The following is a 14,129-nucleotide window of genomic DNA, read 5'->3' on the forward strand; positions in this document are numbered from 1 at the left end:
CCCCCCCCCCCCGGGGGGGGGGGGGGGGGGGGGGGGGGGGGGGGGGGGGGGGTTGGGGGGGGGGGGGGGGGGGGGGTGGGGGGGGGGGCGGGCCCCCCCCCCCCCCCCCCCGCGCCGGCGAGACGCCGGACCGGGACGTCCGCCATGTCCGCGCCAAGGCGCTGAAACGCTGCGGAGCCTGGAACGCCGGGGTCGCCATCGCGGGCGGCTGGCGTGACGCCGCCGTCGCGGCCGGCGCCTGGCCGCAGGGCGACATCGCCGTCCATCTCGCCCGCTTCCAGCGTGAGGCCAAGGACCCGCGCGGTTCGCTGGCCACCCTGGCCGACCTGCGCTTCGCCCGCCGACCCTTGGACGAGCGCCAACGGGCGATCGTCGCGCTCATGGAAGGCTCCGCGCACGCCGACCTCTTCGAAGCCCAGCGCCGCAACGCAGAGCACCTGGAGCGCGCCTTCGCCTGCGCCGCCCAGGCCTGGGCCATCGCCCCGAAGGACGAGGCGGCGAACGCGCTCTATCAGCGGCTTCACGCCTTGACGCCGAAACGCCCTTAGCCGGCCTGCACGCGCGCTAACGGTCCAGAAACGAACGCCGCTTCCCCCGTTCGAACGAGGCCGTCCCTCTGCCCTTCGCGCCCCGCGCCTGCTATTGCGGCTGCGATGACCCTCGACCAGCTCCCGCCCCTGCGTGAAACCCTCGCCGAGCACGACCTTCTGGCCAAGAAGAGCTTCGGGCAGCACTTCCTGCTCGACCTCAACATCACGCGGAAGATCGCCCGCCTGGCGGAGGTCGGCGCCGGGGATCATGTCATCGAGGTCGGCCCGGGCCCCGGCGGCCTGACCCGCGCCCTGCTTGAGACCGGGGCCCGGGTCACCGCCATCGAGGCCGACCCCCGCTTCGCCCCGCTGCTTGAAGAACTCTCAGTCGCCTCCGGCGGAGCGCTCACCGTCCGGCTGGAGGACGCGCTCAAGACCGATGAGGCCGCCGTGGCCGCCGGCGCGCCCGCCCACATCGTCTCCAACCTGCCCTACAACGTCGGCACGCCGCTGCTGATCAAATGGCTGACAGGCGCCTTCACGCCTGCCTCCATGACTTTGATGTTCCAAAAGGAAGTCGCCGATCGGGTCGCCGCCGAGCCCGGCTCCGAGGCCTATGGCCGGCTCTCGGTCATCGCCCAGGCGACTAGCCATACCGCGGTGGTCATGGACGTGCCGGCCCGCGCCTTCACCCCGCCGCCCAAGGTCGCCTCGGCGGTCGCTCGCCTGACGCCGCGCGCCGACCGCCCTGCGAGCGAGCGCCTCGACGCGCTCCAGCGGGTCACCGCCGCGGCCTTCGGCCAGCGCCGGAAGATGCTGCGCTCCAGCCTCAAGGTGCTGGGCGGCGCGGAGCTCTGCGAGGCGGCCGGCATCGCGCCCGAAGCCCGCGCCGAAACGATCGACATCCCAGGCTTCCTGGCGCTCGCCGACGCGCTGATCGCAACCTAGCCGCCGAACATTTTGGCCCGCAGCCGCCGCATGCCGCCGATCCAGCGGTCATAGTCGGCGGTCTTGCGCTGCATGTAGGTCAGCACGACCGGATGCGGCAGGATCAGGAAGCTCTCGGCCGCCAGCCCCTGGACCACGCTCTCGGCGACGTCGTCGGGGGTCAGCACGCCGTCGAGGTTCTGCGGTTGCGAGGCCGAATCCCCTTGGCGCAGCATCGCCGTGTCCACGCCCTGCGGGCACAGGATCGAGACCTTGATGCCCTGGTCGCCGTGGGTGATGGCCAGCGACTCGGCAAAGCCCACCGCCGCGTGCTTGGTCGTGGAGTAGACCGCCCCGCCGATCTGCGAGAGCAGCCCTGCCGCCGAGATGGTGTTGAGTAGGTAGCCGCCGCCCCGCGCCTGCATGCCCGGGATCACCGCCCGCGCCGCGTGGACGTGGGCCATGACGTTGACGTTCCAGGCGCGGTTCCACACAGCGTCCGGCGAGGAGGCGGCGCTCTGCTTGTCCGGATCGCCGTCGCCGACCCCGGCGTTCGAGCAGAAGAGATCGATGCCGCCATGGCGCGCCTCGATGTCCGCCACCATCGCCGCCACCGCCGCGCCGTCGCTGACGTCCAGCGTCACCGCCTCGCCGCCGATCTCCTTGGCGACCGCCGCGGCGCCCTCGCCGTTACGGTCGGCCACGATCACCGCCTTGGCGCCTTCGCGCGCAAAGCGGCGCGCCAGGCCCGCGCCGATCCCCTCGGCGCCGCCGGTGACGACGACGACCTTGTCCTTGAGTTCCATTGATGAGCGTCCCTATTGATCAGGCTTGGGCGGCGTCGGCATAGCCGGCGTACGAGTTCTTCATGCTGGCATGGTTCAGCAGCATCTGGGCGACTTGCTTCTCACCCTTGGCGTCGAACACCCGCGTGCGCACCCAATAGGATTCGGTGCGCTTGCTCTCGGCCAGCGCGACGATCTCGCGCCGCAGGACATACTCCTCGCCGACGAACAGCGGCCCGTCGATCAGCTTGATCTCCTGGTCGGCGAACAGCCCGACCGCCGGCCCCTTGACCGGGAACGCCGCCTCCCGGCTCGAATATTCGAACAGCACGCTCAGCATCTCGAACGGGATGATCGCCCGGCCCCAGGGCGAGGCCGCGCCGTCCGTGTACCAGGGCGAGGTCTCGGTGATCTTGGCCAGCTTCTGGTTCAGGCTGAACGGATAGAGCGCGCCCATGTTCTGGTCGGCGTCCATCTTCACCCGCTCGTCCTTGGCCCCTGTCATGCCGACCTTCAGATCCTCCAGGATCAGCAGCTTGCCGGGCGGACGCAGCGCCGCCATCCGCGCTTCCAGCAGGCTGGGCTCGGTCTGCGGACCGACGCTGGCGCTGGCCTCCAGCACCGGGGTGCCGTCCGCCTTCTCGGCCCAGACACGGGTCCGCGTCGCGCCCTCTGGCGGGATCTCGGCAAAGGCGCGGACCTCCTCGCCCTCGACGACCATGTTCAGGAAGTGGGAGGAGATGCAGCCGCTCTCGTACCAGCGCTGGCCCCAGATCTTGGCCAGCAGCGGCTGAAACTGGCTGAAGTGCGTCGGCCCCTCGATCGGCCCGGCCCGGAAGCCGAGCTTCTCGGCCATGGCGTCGTCGTGGATCGACGAGTGCCCACCATACTCCTGGTCGGCCAACATCTGCAGCGGCTTGCGCAGCGGACCGGCAAGGCTGAGGGGCGTATCGAAGCTCATGGGGCGTCCTCCTTTTGGCGGCGGCGCCCAGCGGCGCTCAGCCTCCTATAGAGCCACGCCCCCTCACCTCAAACAACCGTTTGAAATGCGTCAGCGTCCCGGGCCATAGCCATAGTCGAACGCGCCGTAGGGCCGCCCGGCGTCCCAATAGGAGCGATAGCCGTTCTTCTCCTGGCCGAAGGTCAGGGCCAGGGTTCCGGTCTCGCCGATCGGCATGACGCTGGTGATGTAGCCGCTGCGATAGCCGCCCGTACCCACTGCGACACCGACCTCGCCGTGGATTTGACGATCTCGCCCGAGCCGCACGCCATCGCCGTAGGCTTCCTCTGGCCCAGCGGCAGGCGAGTCGGCCAGCCAGCGTTTGATCTGTTCGGCGGTGTCGAGCGTCTCGGCCGGCGGAGCGGTAACGGCGGGAGCCGCCGGCTCGGCCGCGGCCAGGTTGATCTCCGAGGGGGCGACTCCCGTGGCGCCGGCGGTGCTCATCGCCTCCTGGGCCTGGGCGACGCCGGCGGCGAAGGCGAGTGCGGCCGAAGCCGCCAGAAGGGTACGCGTACGCATGCTAAAGGCGCCTCCAAGCGCACTGCAGCTTAAGCAGCCGATATGGGCGCTCGTAAGGCGCTAGCCAAGGAGAGAGGCCGCGCCGTCCCAGGCCAGCTTGGCGCCGACCGCGATCAGCAGGACGTAGATGATCCGGTAGAAATTCCCGGCCGGAACGCGCCGCACCAGCCAGACGCCCGCCGCGGTCGAGGCGATGGCCAGCGGCAGCAGGACGAGGGCCGTCATCAGCGCCTCGCGGGTGAACTGGCCCAATGCCCAATAGGCCGGGACCTTCATCCAGTTCACGACAGCGAAGAAGATCGCGCTGGTGCCGATGAACACGTCGCGCGGCAGGTTCTTGGGCATGACATAGATCTGGAACGGCGGTCCGCCGGCATGGGCGATCTGGCTTGTGAAGCCGGCGACGACGCCGGCCAACACCCCGCGCCAGGGCAGCTTCTCGGGTTTGGCCGGCTTGGCCGGGGCGGAACCCCGCTCGGCCCACAGCCGCATCAGCGCAAACACGATGGAGACCGCGCCCACCGCCAGTTCCACGGCCCCAGGCTTGACGAACGCCGCCAGCGAGTAGCCGAGCGCGATTCCACCCGTCGCGCTCGGCAGCATCACCGCCAGGACGGTCTTGTCCCAGGTTTTGCGGAACGACCAGACGCTGACCACATCCTGCACGATCAGGATCGGCAGGGTGATCGAGGCCGCCAGCACCGGCGAGATCGCCAGCGCCATCATCGGCACGGCGATGACCCCGATGCCGGAGAACCCGCCCTTGGCCAGGCCCAGCAGGATCACCGCCGGGATCGCCACGGCGTAGAAGAAGGGATCGGTCAGCAGCGGGGATTATTTCCGCTTGCCGAGTTCGGCGGCGATGTCCTTGACGTTGTGGCCGACCTTGCGGTGCGCGGCGATCACCTGCTCGGGCTTGACACCCCAGCGCTTGGCCCAGAACGCCACCTCGTGACGTTCGCGCACGTCCAGCCGTACGTTGTCGCGGAAATCCCGCTTGCCCTTGGGTTCGGCCATGATCGCCTCCGTGATCGGCCCTGGCCTATCAAGTCCGCGGCGCGGCGCCTACCCGCCAGGCCGCGAGCCGCTCGGCCGACTGACCACGAAGGCCGCGCACAGGCCCAGCACCCCGGCCACCGCCAGCGCCAGCCAAGTCGCCGGGTGCGCCGACAGAAAGAAGATCACGAATCCCCCTGCCATGCCTGTGCAGGCCAGCACCTTGGCCTTGCGCGGGATCGCCCCGTGCGCGCGCCAATCGCGCACCAGCGGCCCGAATTGCTTGTGGTTGAGGATCCAGGCCTCCAGCCGCGGCGAGGACCTGGCGAAGCAGCCCGCCGCCAGGATCAGGAACACCGTGGTCGGCAGCAGCGGCAGGAACGCCCCGGCGATGCCCAGACCCGTAAACCCCAACCCCAGAACCAGATAAAGCGCGCGCGTCATGCCAATTGAGAATTTCTCTCAAAAACAGCCGTCGCGATAGGGGGTCAGTCGGCCAAATCTGCAAGCCGTTCGGCCAAGGCCATATTCACCGCCTCGTAGGCGGGGACGAAGTCGCGCGCGATCTTCGCCTTGCTCCAGGTCGCTGGCAGCAGCCCACCCAGCAGTTCGGTGTGCAGCACATGCGTGCCGCCCGTGTGCGGGGTCAGCAGAAAGCCGTGGCGGCCAGCGAACAGCAATGGCACATGTCCTGACCAAGCCAGCTCCCGTCCCGGCTCGGCCGCGACGATACGCACGGTTTGGCGGATAACGCCCTGGCCCGCCAGGTTGCGGAACACCATCCGCGCCCTGGTCCCGACCTTGGCTTCGCCGTCGACCTCAAGGTTCAGCGGGTTCCACTCACCATAGCGGGCGAAGTCGACCTGCACCGCCCACACTTGCTCGGGGCTGGCCGGAATAATCGACTCGGCGCGGATCTGATGCATGGCGCGACTATATTCGCAAACTGCGCGGCGGCTGCCATTGTCGCGCCATGGCGCTCACCGACCTCGCGACGCGGACCTACAATCACGGCTGGCGGCTCGACCCCATCATCCGCAGCTTGTTGGACACCGACTTCTACAAGCTGCTGATGCTGCAGCTGATCTGGAGCCTGCACCCGGACGTCCAGGCCACCTTCTCGCTGATCAACCGCAGCCGCCACGTGCGCCTGGCCGACATCGTCGACGAAGGCGAGCTGCGCGCCCAGCTCGACCATGCCCGCACCCTGTCGTTCTCGAAGAAGGAGCTGATCTGGCTGGCCGGCAACACGTTCTACGGCGAGACCCAGATGTTCAAACCGGGTTTCATCGCCTGGCTCGCCGACTTCCGCCTGCCGCCCTACGAGCTCACCAAGCGCGACGGCCAGTACGAGCTCAGCTTCCACGGCCCCTGGACCCACACCACCATGTGGGAGATCCCGGCCTTGGCGATCATCAACGAACTGCGCACTCGGGCGGTGCTACGCGGAGAGGGTCGCTTTGCGCTCGACATCACCTACGCCCGCGCCAAGGCCAAGCTCTGGGAGAAGGTCGAGCGGCTGCGCAAGCTGGACGGCCTGCTGATCTCCGACTTCGGGACCCGCCGCCGCCATTCCTTCCTCTGGCAGCGCTGGTGCGTCGAGGCGCTGAAGGAAGGACTGGGCGACGCCGTGCTCGGCACCTCCAATGTGCTGCTGGCCATGGACGGCGACCTCGAGGCGATCGGCACCAACGCCCACGAACTGCCGATGGTCGCCGCCGCCCTGGCCGACACCGATGAGGAGCTGCGCGCCGCGCCCTATCGCGTGCTCGACGAGTGGCGGCGCACCTATGGCGGCAACCTGCTGGTCGCCCTGCCCGACGCCTTTGGCACCCGCGCCTTCCTGGCCGATGCACCCGACTGGGTCGCCGACTGGACCGGCTTTCGCCCGGACAGCGCCCCGCCGATCGAGGGCGGCGAGGAGATCATCGCCTGGTGGAAGGCCAAGGGCCGCGACCCGCGCGAGAAGCTGCTGGTGTTCTCCGACGGCATGGACATCGACTCGATCGAGGAGGCCCACCGCCACTTCACCGGCCGCGTGCGAATGAGCTTCGGCTGGGGCACCAACCTGACCAACGACTTCAAGGGCTGCCTGCCAGGCGGCGGCGAGGCCCTCGATCCTATTTCGCTGGTCTGCAAGGTCACCGACGCAAACGGGCGCCCCGCCGTGAAGCTGTCGGACAACCCCGAGAAAGCCACCGGCGCTCCGACCGAGATCGCCCGCTATCTCCGCGTCTTCGGCGAGGCCGGCCGCCACGCGCACCCGGTCAGCGTCTAGGCCTGCGCCAATGCGCCACACTCCAGCCCGCAACCAAAACGGGACCGATGCGCTTCCCTCAACTGTCTCCGGGGCTGTTCCGAGCGCAGGCGCTGCGCGTGGAAACGGCAAAGTCAGGCCAGGCGTCGATTCAACCGACTCCCTCGCGGAGCGCGGTTCTGAGTCATACCCGTTGCTATAATAATGTTCGCAATGGCCATATTGCATGGCCATGGCAATCATACCCATGACACGATAATGCCTTATCGTGGTCGTTTGACCGCCGAAATGCGCCCTCAGCTTGAGAACGCCTCGGGGGAGGCCTCACAGATGTACGGGAGACCTCATGCGTTCCATTCTCACCTACGGGGCTGCGGCCCTCGCCCTCGCCCTCGCCGCTCCGGCCTTCGCTCAAGACGCGGCTTCTGAGCCGACCGCCCCGCCGGCGAAGGACGCCAGCGCCACCGCCGCGACCCTGGCCGTCGGCGCGACCGTCAAGGACAAGACCGGCGCCAGCATCGGCACCGTCACCGAAGTGAAACCCGACGCCGCCGGCCAGCAGGTCGCGACGATCAAGATGGGCGCCGACACCTTCGCGGTCGAAACCAGCAAGCTGGCGATCGCCGACGGCTCGGCGACGATCAACGCCACGGCAGCCGAACTGCAGGCGATGCTGAAGAAGTAGAGCGCTGCGAGCGCGCCTTGGGCTCCAGCCGGGGCGCGCTCGTCTTTCCCCGCCTAGCGGAAAACGTAGACGTCGCCGCGCGCGCGATCCGGCAGCGGCCCGGCCGCCACCGTCAGCTGCGCCCGCCGGCCGCCGCAGACGCAACGCATGCGATCGGTGAAGGCCCGTAGCGGCAATCCCCCCAGCCCCTGGGCCACCCAATGACTCGGGTCGCACGGCGCGGCCCGCGCGCACCCTGGCGAGGCGCAGCGCGCCACCAGGTGCCGATCCAATCCCACGCAAGCCAACAGCGGTTCGTGCTGCACGTCGCTCCAGTTCTCGTCCGTCATGCTCGCCTCCAGCGGCAGAACAAAAGCAGAACATGAAGGCATGTGCGACTCCGTCTGGGTTGATTCCGGCGACGCCCTTCCAACTCACGGGAGAGCGCGAACGGCCAGCATCGGAAGAGTCGGCGGATCCCTGAACAGAAGAGGCGTCCACAGGCGGCGAATTCCTGTGAACGCCTTGGGGACACACGGCGTGGAGGGCGCGGCCTACTCCGCCAGCAGGCCCTCGACGAACTCGGGCAGCCACGGGTTGCGGCCCGGCTTCATCCGCTCCGAGCGGTAGATGTGCCCGAGGTCGGCATAGGCGCGATCGAAGTTCTTGTTGACGATGACGTAGTCGTAGAGCCGCCAGTGTTCGATCTCGTCCTTGCCCTTCACCAGGCGCTTCTGGATGACATCTTCGCTGTCCTGGGCCCGCGCGTGCAGCCGGCGCGACAGGTCCTCCCAGGATGGCGGCAGGATGAACACCCGAACGCTGTCGGCGGGCGCGGCGTCGGCCACCTGCTTGGCGCCCTGCCAGTCGATGTCGAACAGCACGTCCTTGCCGGCCTCCAGCGCAGCCATCACCGGCGCCTTGGGCGTGCCGTAGCGGTTGTCGTGCACATCGGCCCATTCCAGGAACTCGCCGCGGGCAATCATCGCGTCGAAGGTCGGGCGGTCCACGAAATAGTATTCGCGCCCCTCCTCCTCGCCCGGCCGCGGCGCCCGCGTGGTGCACGAGATCGACAGCATGAGGTCGCTGTGGTCGGCCACCAGCCGCCGCGACAGCGAGGTTTTGCCCGCCCCCGACGGCGAGGACACCAGCAGCATCATCCCCCGGCGGGTGGTTTCCCAAGGCCTGGGGTGGTCGTGTCCGTCAGTCATTCGTCACTCTTCGCACGTTCGGAGCGCCGCTTAACAGATACTGGCCTTTCAGCGGAAGGGGCTCGATGCGCGGCATGAGGGCTGTTTGGCCGCCAGCCCCGACTACTCGACGTTCTGCACCTGCTCGCGAAACTGCTCGATGGTCGCCTTGAGCTCCAAGCCGACCGTGGTCAAAGCCCCCAGCGCCGATTTCGAGCACAGGGTGTTGGCCTCGCGCATGAACTCCTGCGTCAGGAAGTCCAGCCGCCGCCCCTGCGGCCCTTCGGCGACGATATGTCCGCGGGCGGCCTCCACGTGGGCGCGCAAGCGGTCCAGTTCCTCGCGGACGTCGGCCTTCACCGCCATGGCCGCGGCCTCGGTGACGATCTTGTCCTCGCCGGCCGCCTCGCCGATCAGTTCGGCCAGTCGCCGCGCGAAGCGGTCCTTGATCGTCGCCGGCTGCTCGTCGGCCAGACCCTGGGCCTCGCCCACCAGGGCCTCGATCTTATCCACAAGGCCGATCAGGACAGCGGTCAGCGCCAGCCCCTCCTCCCGCCGCGAGGCGGCCAGCGCCTCCAGCGCCGCGCCGATCGACAACGCGATGGCCGCCTGCAGCGCCGCCTGGGCCTCCGGATCGTCGTCGCCTTCGGCCGCCTCGATCACTCCGCGCAGCGCCAGCAGTCCGTCCAGGCTCGGCGGCCCGGCCCGGCCCGCCGCGATCAGGCCTTCGCCCATCGCCAGGTAGCGGGCGAGAACGCCCTCATTGATGCGGACCTCGACGCCGCTGTCGGTGCGCTTGGCCTGCACGCCGACGTTCACCTGGCCGCGGGCGAACCGCGCCTGGGCCCCGTCGCGCGCAGCGCGATCCAACTGGTCGAAGCCCGGCGGCCCCCGGAAGCGGACCTCGAGGTTGCGTCCGTTGACCGAACGCGCTTCGACCGCCCAGGTCCAGTCCCCCGCCGCGCCCTCGGCCCGGCCGAATCCCGTCATTCCAGATAGCGGCATGGAAGCCCTCGAAGCTGCACAATCGCGCGAAGTCTACACGGCGCTCGAACCGTCAGGCCAACCCAAACGGACATCTATCGTCGACTCATCGGCCGCTTCAGCGTCAAGTTGCAACCTGGACAAGATGGAGACCGCCATGGGCGCCTTCAGACAAGTCGCCGGCGCCGCCGCGATCTACTTCTGCGCGCTGTTCACTTCACTTGGGGTGGCGCGGCTGGTGCGGGATCTGCTGGACCTCGTCGGCGTCGAGCCGGTGTTCGGCCACATCGCCGGAGCGCTGATCGTGGCCTTCGCCCTGCTGCCCTGGGCCGGGTTCGCGGTCCGGGCCTTTGCGGTTCCCCCCGCCATCCCCCCGCGGCTGGCGGTCGGCGTCGGAGCGGTGCTGATGCTGTTCGTCCTGGCGGTGGTCGAGCTGACCTTCTTCCGCCGGTTCTTCGCCGCCGATCTGGCCAGGCCCAATGAGCGCACGGCGGCTTGGATCTCCCTGGCTCTGCTGGGGTACGCTGTGATCCTGCCTGTGTTCCGGGCACGCCGCAGCCCGCGCGGTTAGCGCGGGCCGCAAGCGCAGTCGGCCTCAACGACGAACGATCTCGACGCGTCGCGCCTCGAAGTCGGGTGTCGTAGCCGGCCCGTTCTCGACGGCGGTCGGCGCCACCATCTCGATGCTGGCGGCCGGCACCCCGGCCGCGACGAGCCGGTCACGAACCGCCTCGGCCCGTTGCTGGGCCAGACGCTCGTTCAGCGGCAGGTTCCCGGTGCGATCGGTGTAGCCGGTGATGCCGACCCGCAGGTTGTCCTGCTTGATCGCCGCGGCGGCTTCCTCGATGAGGCGGCCATCGTCCGGGCTGATGGCCGCCGAGCCCAGGGCGAAGTGGACATTGGCGGGCAAGCCGACGATGGCGGCGGGCGCCACCGGCGTCGGAGCAACCGGGACCGGCGCAACGGTCTGCGCCGGCGCGGTCGTCACCGGGGCCACGGCGGGGGCCGCGGGCCTCACCTCGGCGACCGGGGCGGTCGGCGCTGTCGACTGTCGGCCGAGAAAGAACCAGGCCAACAAGGCCAGCGCGGCCAGGCCGAGCAGCCAGGGGAGCCAGGCCCCCATGCCCGAGCGGCGCGCCGGAGTCGCGGTCGCCCCGCGCGCATAGACCGGCGCGGCAGGTGGCGGGCGGTCTTCGACGCGGTGGATGCGCTCACCGAAGTCGGCGACGGTCGCCGAGGCGTCGGTCGCCGCGCTCGCCACCGACGCCGCTGCGCCGGCCCCGAGGGCTCCGGCCGCAATCGCCGCCTTGCCGACGCCGCCGGCCACGTCCGTGCCGCCGAACACCGACAGCTTCCGGAAGTGCTCGGCCAGCAGGTAATAGACCGTCACCCGGTTCTTGGTCCGGTCCCCGCTCATCCGATCGCCGACCTCGGCGATGGCTTCGTCCAGCTCAGCGTCGCTGTGCGTCAAGCCGAGCTTCTTTTTCAGATAGTTCTCGCGAACCCGCCGCAGTTCTTCGGGTTCGGTGTAGGAAACTAGCGACGAATCGCGGTTGTGCAGCGCGATCCCGCAATACCTGACGATCGCGTCGATCACCTTGGAATCGGCGTTGGGTACGTATTTCCTGACGTCGATGGCCCAATCTTCCGCCATGGCCTGTCCTCCGATCCGTTTGACGGGCGTCGAACGGGGGCGCGAAGGCTCGCGTCCAGGATCGACCTCACACCGATAGGACCATGGCGAGAAGCGGGCGCTAGGGCCGTTTGCGGAGTGGGTCGAGGGATTTACCTTAGGAATCTGCGGCGCCGCTTGCCGCCCCTCGTTGTCCAGCTCGTAGCGCCGACTAGCGACCGCCCTTTTGCTGAAGCGCGGCGTCGGCCCGCTGCTTTTCCACCACGCGCCATTTGGCCACGTTCTTCAGATGATCGTCATAGGTGGCGGCGAAGACGTGCCCCCCGCTGCCGTCCGCGACGAAGAACAGGTGGTCGCTCGCCGGCGGGTCGAGCACGGCCGCCAGCGCGGCGCGGCCCGGATTGGCGACCGGCGTCGGCGGCAGGCCGTCGATCTGATAGGTGTTGTACGGGTTCGGCTGGGCCATCTCCGAGGCGCGCAGCCCGCGGCCCAGCGGCTTGCCGCCGTTCAGCCCGTAGATGATCGTCGGATCGCTCTCCAGCCGCATGCCCTTGCGCAGCCGGTTGACGAAGACCGCAGCGACCTGCGGACGCTCGCTGGCGATGCCGGTTTCCTTCTCCACGATCGAGGCCAGGATCACCGCCTCTTCCGGCGTCTTGATCGGCAGGCCGGGCTGACGCTTCTCCCACAGCAGGGCCAGCAGCTCGTCGCGCGCATCCATCATCCGCTTGAGCACCGCCGAGCGGTCTTCGCCACGCTCGTACTGATAGGTCTCAGGGAGGATCGAGCCTTCCGGCGGCGCGGCGACCACGCCGCTCAGATCCGGCCGCGCCATCAGGGTCGCGACCGCAGCCTCCGAGGTCATGCCTTCGGGGATCGTCACCTGGTGGATCACGATCTTGCCGTCGCGGATGTCGCGCAGGATCGAGGCCAGCGAGGCGCGGCTCTTGAACTCGTACTCGCCGGCTTTCAGCGCCTTGGCCGCGCCGGTGAACTGGGCGGCGGCGGCGAACAGCGCCTTGGACCGGATCGCCCCGGACCGCTCCAGGGTCGAAGCGATCTCGGTCAGGCCTGCGCCCTTGCGCAGCATGACAACACGGGTCTCGCCGCCGTCGGTCGCCGGGCCCGGCCCCTGGTAGGACCACAGGGCCCAGGCCAGGACCAGCGCGGCGACGACGCCCAGCGTCGCGGCCGCACTGCCCAGCATGATCCTGAACCTGCGCGCAGGCGGCAGGGCCCCCGACGGCTTACGCCGCCCGCGGGCGGCCGACTTGCGCGGCTTGCGGCTCACGAGACCTTCTTGAACACCACGGAGGCGTTGGTGCCGCCGAACCCGAAGCTGTTGGACAGGGCGATGTCGATCTTCATCGGCTTGGCCTTGTTCGGGACCAGGTCGATCTCGGTTTCGACCGACGGGTTGTCGAGGTTGATGGTCGGCGGCGCGACCTGGTCGCGGATCGCCAGCACCGTGAACGCCGATTCGATCGCCCCGGCGGCGCCGAGCAGGTGGCCGGTCGCCGACTTGGTCGACGACATGGTCAGGTCCTTGGCCGCGTTGCCGAGCAGGCGGGTGACGGCGCCCAGCTCGATCTCGTCGCCGAGCGGCGTCGAGGTGCCGTGGGCGTTGATGTAGTCGATCTCGGAAACATCGATGCCGGCATCCTTGATCGCCGCGCGCATGGCGCGGAAGCCGCCGTCGCCGTCCTCGGCCGGGGCGGTGATGTGGTAGGCGTCGCCCGCCAGGCCGTAGCCGGCGACTTCGGCGTAGATCTTCGCGCCGCGGGCCTTGGCGTGCTCGTACTCCTCAAGCACCAGCACGCCGGCGCCTTCGCCCATGACGAAGCCGTCACGGTCCTTGTCGTACGGGCGGCTGGCCTTTTCCGGGGCGTCGTTGAAGCTGGTCGACATGGCGCGGCAGGCGATGAAGCCAGCCACGCCCACCGGGCAGATCGAGGCCTCGGCGCCGCCGGCGACCATCACGTCGGCGTCGCCGTACTTGATCAGCCGGGCCGCGTCGCCGATCGCGTGCGCGCCAGTGGCGCAGGCGGTGACGACCGAGTGGTTCGGGCCCTTGAAGCCGTGGCGGATCGAAACCTGGCCCGAGGCCAGGTTGATCAAGGCCGAGGGGATGAAGAACGGGCTGACCCGGCGCGGGCCCTTTTCGTGCAGTTCGACGCTGGTCTTCTCGATGGTCGCCAGGCCGCCGATGCCCGAGCCGATGATGACCCCGGTGCGTTCCTTGTCCTCTTCCGTTTCCGGGGCCCAACCCGAATCCTTCACGGCCTCGTCGGCCGCCGCGATCGCGTAGAGGATGAAGTCGTCGACTCGCCGCTGGTCCTTGGGCGCCAGGGTGTCGTCCGGGTTGAACGATCCGGCCACGCCCTCGCCGCCGCCGCCACGCCCATCGACCCGCGGCACTTCGCAGGCGATCTGGCACGCATAGTCGGTGGGATCGAAGGTAGTGATGCGGCCCGCCCCGGACTTGCCCTCCAGGATGGCTTTCCAGGTGATCTCGGTTCCTTGACCGAGGGGGGTCAGCAAACCGATGCCGGTGACGACGACACGACGCATGAGCGGGCCTCCAAACGCAGACCGCCGCGAACTCCGGAGAGCTTCGCGGCGGTCAAAAATTCAATGAATTCCG

18 protein-coding genes are annotated in these 14,129 nt (G+C 69.2%); 5 read left to right on the top strand and 13 right to left on the bottom strand.

The annotated features are described in order from the left end of the window. Together OUA97_RS06490 and rsmA are read left to right on the top strand one after the other, a co-directional pair. Positions 1 to 548, top strand: a 548-nt coding sequence (locus tag OUA97_RS06490) for a hypothetical protein (RefSeq protein ID WP_267231010.1), incomplete at its 5' end; no start/stop codon positions are given. A 105-nt stretch (positions 549 to 653) separates the two neighbouring features. After that, a complete protein-coding gene (gene rsmA, locus OUA97_RS06495; RefSeq protein ID WP_267231011.1) occupies positions 654 to 1,478 on the top strand; it encodes a 16S rRNA (adenine(1518)-N(6)/adenine(1519)-N(6))-dimethyltransferase RsmA in 825 nt (274 codons plus the stop codon). Here rsmA and OUA97_RS06500 read toward each other — a convergent pair. The 7 genes from OUA97_RS06500 to OUA97_RS06530 all read right to left on the bottom strand — a co-directional run bounded on the left by OUA97_RS06500 (position 1,475) and on the right by OUA97_RS06530 (position 5,683). Further along, positions 1,475 to 2,263 (bottom strand): SDR family oxidoreductase, encoded by a 789-nt coding sequence (locus tag OUA97_RS06500; RefSeq protein WP_267231012.1) that lies wholly within the window; start codon positions 2,261 to 2,263, stop codon positions 1,475 to 1,477. The two genes, rsmA and OUA97_RS06500, sit on opposite strands and share 4 nt — an antisense overlap. Positions 2,264 to 2,282: 19 nt before the next feature. Next, positions 2,283 to 3,203: a hypothetical protein gene (locus tag OUA97_RS06505; RefSeq protein WP_267231013.1), complete on the bottom strand. Its 921-nt coding sequence runs from the start codon at positions 3,201 to 3,203 to the stop codon at positions 2,283 to 2,285. A gap of 90 nt (positions 3,204 to 3,293) precedes the next feature. Next, positions 3,294 to 3,761 (bottom strand): hypothetical protein, encoded by a 468-nt coding sequence (locus tag OUA97_RS06510; protein ID WP_267231014.1) that lies wholly within the window; start codon positions 3,759 to 3,761, stop codon positions 3,294 to 3,296. A gap of 60 nt (positions 3,762 to 3,821) precedes the next feature. Beyond that, positions 3,822 to 4,589 (bottom strand): sulfite exporter TauE/SafE family protein, encoded by a 768-nt coding sequence (locus OUA97_RS06515; protein WP_267231141.1) that lies wholly within the window; start codon positions 4,587 to 4,589, stop codon positions 3,822 to 3,824. 6 nt (positions 4,590 to 4,595) lie between these two features. Next, positions 4,596 to 4,778 (bottom strand): DUF3606 domain-containing protein, encoded by a 183-nt coding sequence (locus tag OUA97_RS06520; RefSeq protein WP_183769845.1) that lies wholly within the window; start codon positions 4,776 to 4,778, stop codon positions 4,596 to 4,598. Between the two features lie 48 nt (positions 4,779 to 4,826). Beyond that, positions 4,827 to 5,201 carry a YbaN family protein gene (locus tag OUA97_RS06525; protein ID WP_267231015.1) on the bottom strand — a complete coding sequence of 125 codons (375 nt, stop codon included), beginning with the start codon at positions 5,199 to 5,201 and terminating at the stop codon, positions 4,827 to 4,829. A 44-nt stretch (positions 5,202 to 5,245) separates the two neighbouring features. Next, positions 5,246 to 5,683, bottom strand: a complete 438-nt coding sequence (locus tag OUA97_RS06530; RefSeq protein WP_267231016.1) for an SRPBCC domain-containing protein — start codon at positions 5,681 to 5,683, stop codon at positions 5,246 to 5,248. A gap of 47 nt (positions 5,684 to 5,730) precedes the next feature. On the opposite strand from OUA97_RS06530, the gene pncB reads away from it, so the two are divergent. Together pncB and OUA97_RS06540 are read left to right on the top strand one after the other, a co-directional pair. After that, positions 5,731 to 7,035 carry a nicotinate phosphoribosyltransferase gene (gene pncB, locus OUA97_RS06535; RefSeq protein ID WP_267231017.1) on the top strand — a complete coding sequence of 435 codons (1,305 nt, stop codon included), beginning with the start codon at positions 5,731 to 5,733 and terminating at the stop codon, positions 7,033 to 7,035. A 325-nt stretch (positions 7,036 to 7,360) separates the two neighbouring features. Then, entirely contained in the window at positions 7,361 to 7,699 is a 339-nt protein-coding gene (locus OUA97_RS06540; RefSeq protein ID WP_267231018.1) for a hypothetical protein, read from the top strand. A gap of 53 nt (positions 7,700 to 7,752) precedes the next feature. On the opposite strand, the gene OUA97_RS06545 is transcribed toward OUA97_RS06540, so the two are convergent. From OUA97_RS06545 to OUA97_RS06555, 3 genes are all read right to left on the bottom strand, one after another. Further along, positions 7,753 to 8,028, bottom strand: a complete 276-nt coding sequence (locus OUA97_RS06545) for a hypothetical protein (protein ID WP_267231019.1) — start codon at positions 8,026 to 8,028, stop codon at positions 7,753 to 7,755. A gap of 204 nt (positions 8,029 to 8,232) precedes the next feature. Then, entirely contained in the window at positions 8,233 to 8,889 is a 657-nt protein-coding gene (gene gmk, locus OUA97_RS06550; RefSeq protein ID WP_267231020.1) for a guanylate kinase, read from the bottom strand. 102 nt (positions 8,890 to 8,991) lie between these two features. Next, a complete protein-coding gene (locus tag OUA97_RS06555) occupies positions 8,992 to 9,873 on the bottom strand; it encodes a YicC/YloC family endoribonuclease (RefSeq protein ID WP_267231021.1) in 882 nt (293 codons plus the stop codon). A 136-nt stretch (positions 9,874 to 10,009) separates the two neighbouring features. Here OUA97_RS06555 and OUA97_RS06560 point away from each other — a divergent pair, with 136 nt between their 5' ends. Further along, positions 10,010 to 10,423 (top strand): hypothetical protein, encoded by a 414-nt coding sequence (locus OUA97_RS06560; protein ID WP_267231022.1) that lies wholly within the window; start codon positions 10,010 to 10,012, stop codon positions 10,421 to 10,423. A gap of 24 nt (positions 10,424 to 10,447) precedes the next feature. Here OUA97_RS06560 and OUA97_RS06565 read toward each other — a convergent pair whose 3' ends face one another. From OUA97_RS06565 to fabF, 3 genes are all read right to left on the bottom strand, one after another. Further along, a complete protein-coding gene (locus tag OUA97_RS06565; protein WP_267231023.1) occupies positions 10,448 to 11,506 on the bottom strand; it encodes a DUF2853 family protein in 1,059 nt (352 codons plus the stop codon). A 190-nt stretch (positions 11,507 to 11,696) separates the two neighbouring features. After that, positions 11,697 to 12,776 (bottom strand): endolytic transglycosylase MltG, encoded by a 1,080-nt coding sequence (gene mltG / locus OUA97_RS06570; protein WP_267231024.1) that lies wholly within the window; start codon positions 12,774 to 12,776, stop codon positions 11,697 to 11,699. Then, complete coding sequence (gene fabF, locus OUA97_RS06575) at positions 12,773 to 14,056, bottom strand: beta-ketoacyl-ACP synthase II (RefSeq protein WP_267231025.1); 1,284 nt, start codon at positions 14,054 to 14,056, stop codon at positions 12,773 to 12,775. The genes mltG and fabF overlap by 4 nt, the downstream gene beginning before the upstream one ends. Positions 14,057 to 14,129 lie beyond the last annotated feature (73 nt).

The sequence above is a fragment of the Phenylobacterium sp. 58.2.17 genome, from assembly GCF_026411515.1.
Lineage (GTDB): Bacteria > Pseudomonadota > Alphaproteobacteria > Caulobacterales > Caulobacteraceae > Phenylobacterium.

Coding starts and splice junctions, on each gene's coding strand:
- gmk (WP_267231020.1), bottom strand. CDS start 8,889: ATGACTGACGGACACGACCACCCCAGGCCTTGGGAAACCACCCGCCGG.
- OUA97_RS06510 (WP_267231014.1), bottom strand. CDS start 3,761: ATGCGTACGCGTACCCTTCTGGCGGCTTCGGCCGCACTCGCCTTCGCC.
- OUA97_RS06555 (WP_267231021.1), bottom strand. CDS start 9,873: ATGCCGCTATCTGGAATGACGGGATTCGGCCGGGCCGAGGGCGCGGCG.
- OUA97_RS06505 (WP_267231013.1), bottom strand. CDS start 3,203: ATGAGCTTCGATACGCCCCTCAGCCTTGCCGGTCCGCTGCGCAAGCCG.
- OUA97_RS06540 (WP_267231018.1), top strand. CDS start 7,361: ATGCGTTCCATTCTCACCTACGGGGCTGCGGCCCTCGCCCTCGCCCTC.
- OUA97_RS06500 (WP_267231012.1), bottom strand. CDS start 2,263: ATGGAACTCAAGGACAAGGTCGTCGTCGTCACCGGCGGCGCCGAGGGG.
- OUA97_RS06560 (WP_267231022.1), top strand. CDS start 10,010: ATGGGCGCCTTCAGACAAGTCGCCGGCGCCGCCGCGATCTACTTCTGC.
- OUA97_RS06520 (WP_183769845.1), bottom strand. CDS start 4,778: ATGGCCGAACCCAAGGGCAAGCGGGATTTCCGCGACAACGTACGGCTG.
- OUA97_RS06545 (WP_267231019.1), bottom strand. CDS start 8,028: ATGACGGACGAGAACTGGAGCGACGTGCAGCACGAACCGCTGTTGGCT.
- rsmA (WP_267231011.1), top strand. CDS start 654: ATGACCCTCGACCAGCTCCCGCCCCTGCGTGAAACCCTCGCCGAGCAC.
- OUA97_RS06530 (WP_267231016.1), bottom strand. CDS start 5,683: ATGCATCAGATCCGCGCCGAGTCGATTATTCCGGCCAGCCCCGAGCAA.
- OUA97_RS06525 (WP_267231015.1), bottom strand. CDS start 5,201: ATGACGCGCGCGCTTTATCTGGTTCTGGGGTTGGGGTTTACGGGTCTG.
- OUA97_RS06565 (WP_267231023.1), bottom strand. CDS start 11,506: ATGGCGGAAGATTGGGCCATCGACGTCAGGAAATACGTACCCAACGCC.
- pncB (WP_267231017.1), top strand. CDS start 5,731: ATGGCGCTCACCGACCTCGCGACGCGGACCTACAATCACGGCTGGCGG.
- fabF (WP_267231025.1), bottom strand. CDS start 14,056: ATGCGTCGTGTCGTCGTCACCGGCATCGGTTTGCTGACCCCCCTCGGT.